This is a genomic window from Kitasatospora sp. NPDC057518, assembly GCF_042802075.1.
GTDB lineage: Bacteria > Actinomycetota > Actinomycetes > Streptomycetales > Streptomycetaceae > Kitasatospora.
Genome location: NZ_JBHVEU010000693.1, coordinates 1 through 2,763 on the forward strand (window position 1 = coordinate 1; position 2,763 = coordinate 2,763).

General features: G+C 71.7%; 1 protein-coding gene and 1 pseudogene. Both read right to left on the reverse strand.

The features are described from left to right. Window positions 1-42 precede the first annotated feature (42 nt). Window positions 43-2,604, reverse strand: a complete 2,562-nt coding sequence (locus ACFU7Z_RS38440) for an ABC transporter permease (protein ID WP_380782767.1) — start codon at window positions 2,602-2,604, stop codon at window positions 43-45. Between the two features lie 62 nt (window positions 2,605-2,666). Further along, window positions 2,667-2,763, reverse strand: a pseudogene (locus ACFU7Z_RS38445) (ABC transporter ATP-binding protein); the annotation flags it as partial.

The following is a 2,763-nucleotide window of genomic DNA, read 5'->3' on the forward strand; positions in this document are numbered from 1 at the left end:
CTTCCGAACCGCCCCGGGGGCTCCATCTGTTCCGGGCCCGGACTACTGGCTCTTGATCGAGTCCAGGATGTCCAGCTTCGCCGCCCGGTGGGCCGGCCAGAGCGCGGCCAGCAGGCCGATCACGGCGGCCGCGAGCAGGAAGCCGACGGTCTGCACCGGCGGCACCACGGTGGTGATGTCCTTGAGGCTGTCCGCCAGCGTGCGCACACCCGCCCAGGCGACCAGGATGCCGAGTCCGACACCCACCAGCCCGCCGAACAGCGCGATCAGCAGCGACTCCAGCCGGACCATCCGGCGGATGCCGAGCCGGTCCAGGCCGATCGCCCGCAGCATGCCGATCTCCCGGCGGCGCTCGAACACCGACATGGCCATGGTGTTGACCACGCCGAGCACCGCGATGACCACGGACATGCCGAGCAGCCCGTACATCATGTTCAGGATGCCGGTGATCATCTGGCGGTTCTCCGCCTTGATCTCCTTCGCGCCCTTGACCGCGATCAGCGGGTTGCCGCCGGTCGCGTCGCGCAGCGCCTGCTTCAGCTCCTCGGTCGCGCCGTTGGTGCCCTTGACCAGGACCTTCTCCAGGCCGGTGGCGGGCGCCAGGTGCGGGGCGACCACGGCCTCCGGGACGATGACCGAGGCCAGCGCGGTGTTGGCCTCCAGGATGCCGCCGACGGTCAGCGAGCCCTTGGCGCCGTCCGGGTAGGTGACGGCGAGGGTGTCGCCGACCTTGTAGCCGGCGCGCTCGGCGCGGCCCGAACTGACCAGCAGCCTGCCCTGCTTGAGGGCGTCCGGGGAGCCCTCCTTGACCTTGACGGTGGCCACCTGGTCGATGGTCGCGGCGTCCACCGCAGTCATCCACTCGCTGTCCTCGCCGTTCTGCCCCGTCTTGACGGTGACGTTGCGCTCGGCGCTGATCACGCTGACGCCGGGCGCCTTGGCGATCTGGGCGGCGACCTCGGGGGAGAGCTTCGAGAAGTTCTGCATGGCGACGGTGTAGTCGGCCTTGAGGTCGGTCTCGGCGGCCTTGTCCACGGCCTGGTTCACCGAGGCGCCGATCACCGTCAGCGAGGTGATCAGGGTGACGCCGATGGTCAGCGCCGAGGCGGTCGCGGCGGTGCGGCGCGGGTTGCGGACCGCGTTCTCCTGGGCCAGCTTGCCCGGGGCGCCGTACACGGCGCGCAGCAGCGGGGCGAACAGCGCGATCAGCGGCCGGGACAGCAGCGGGGTCAGCACGAACACGCCGATCAGCAGCGTGCCGGCGCCGAGGCCGACCAGCTTGACCTCCTTGCCGGCCACACCGCCGGCCAGCGCGGCGAGGCCGGCCAGGGAGAACAGCAGGCCGATGGTGTTGCGGATCCGCAGGCCCTTCTGGGTCGCGGGCTGCTCGGCCGAGCTCATCGCCGCCACCGGGGCGATCCGGGAGGCCCGGCGGGCGGGCAGCCAGGCGGCCAGCACCGTCACCAGCACGCCGACCGCGAGCGCGGCGACCACCGTGGTCGGGGCGATGATCAGCGGGCCGTCCGGCAGGTTGGCGTCCATCGGGCCGTTGAGCAGCGACTTGAGTCCGGCGGCGATGCCGATGCCCGCCAGCAGGCCGGTCACCGCGGCGGTCAGGCCGACCAGCACGGCCTCGATCAGCACCGAGCGGGTGATCTGGCGGCGGGTGGCGCCGACGGCGCGCAGCAGCGCCAGCTCCTTGGTGCGCTGGGCGACCAGCATGGTGAAGGTGTTGGCGATGATGAAGATCCCGACGAACAGCGCGATGCCCGCGAAGCCCATCAGGACGGTGGTCAGGACGGTGGTGCCCTTCCGGATCATCTCGTCCTGCTCGGCGGCGAGTTCGCGGCCGGTCTTCGCCTCGATGGAGTCGCCCTGCGGGACGGCCTGCTTGACGGCGGTGAGCAGCGCGGCGTCGTCGGTCCCCGGCTTGGACCTGACGTCCAGCTCGGCGTAGCGGCCCGGGGTCAGGTAGAGCTGCTGGGCGGTGGCGGTGTCGAAGGCGGCGAGCGAGCCGCCGGCCACCACGCGCGGGTCGTTGGTGGTCAGGGTGCCGGTGAGCTTGAGCTTCATCACCGGGCCGTTGACCGCGACCCGGACGGTGTCGCCGACCTTGTAGCCGCCCTTGTCGGCGGTCTTGCGGTCCAGCGCGATCTCGGTGGCGTCCTTCGGGCCGCGGCCCTCGACCAGCGGGTAGCGCGGGTCGGTGCCGTCGGCGCCCGGCACGTAGTTGGTGCCGGTGGTGGAGAAGCCGTTGCCGATCAGCGCGCCCTTGGTGTCGGCGATGCCGGCGAAGCCGCTGACCACGCCGCGGACCTCGGCGACGCCGGGCACCGCGGCGACCTTGGTGCGGGTCTCCTCGGTGAGGGTCGGGCCGGCGATCCGGCCGCCGTCGTCGTCGCTGAGGTTGCGGGCCTCGCGGTCGGCGACCGTGACGGCGACGTCGGTGTAGCTCTTGGAGTTCTGGGTCCTCAGCGCGTTGCCGAAGGTGTCGGAGAAGACCAGCGTGCCGGACACGAAGGCGGTGCCGAGCATGACGGCCAGTACCGTCATCAGCAGCCGGCCCTTGTGGGCGAGCACATTGCGCAGTGCGGTGCGGAACATGAGGGAGTGTCAGTCCTGGGGGTACTCGGGGGACGGGTGGCTTCGGGCCTCGGTGGGCCGGATCAGCTGGTGCGGCCCTTGGCGTCGAAGCGGCGCATGCGGTCCAGGACGGTGTCGGCGGTGGGCTGGTGGAGTTCGTCGACGATGCGGCCGTCGGCG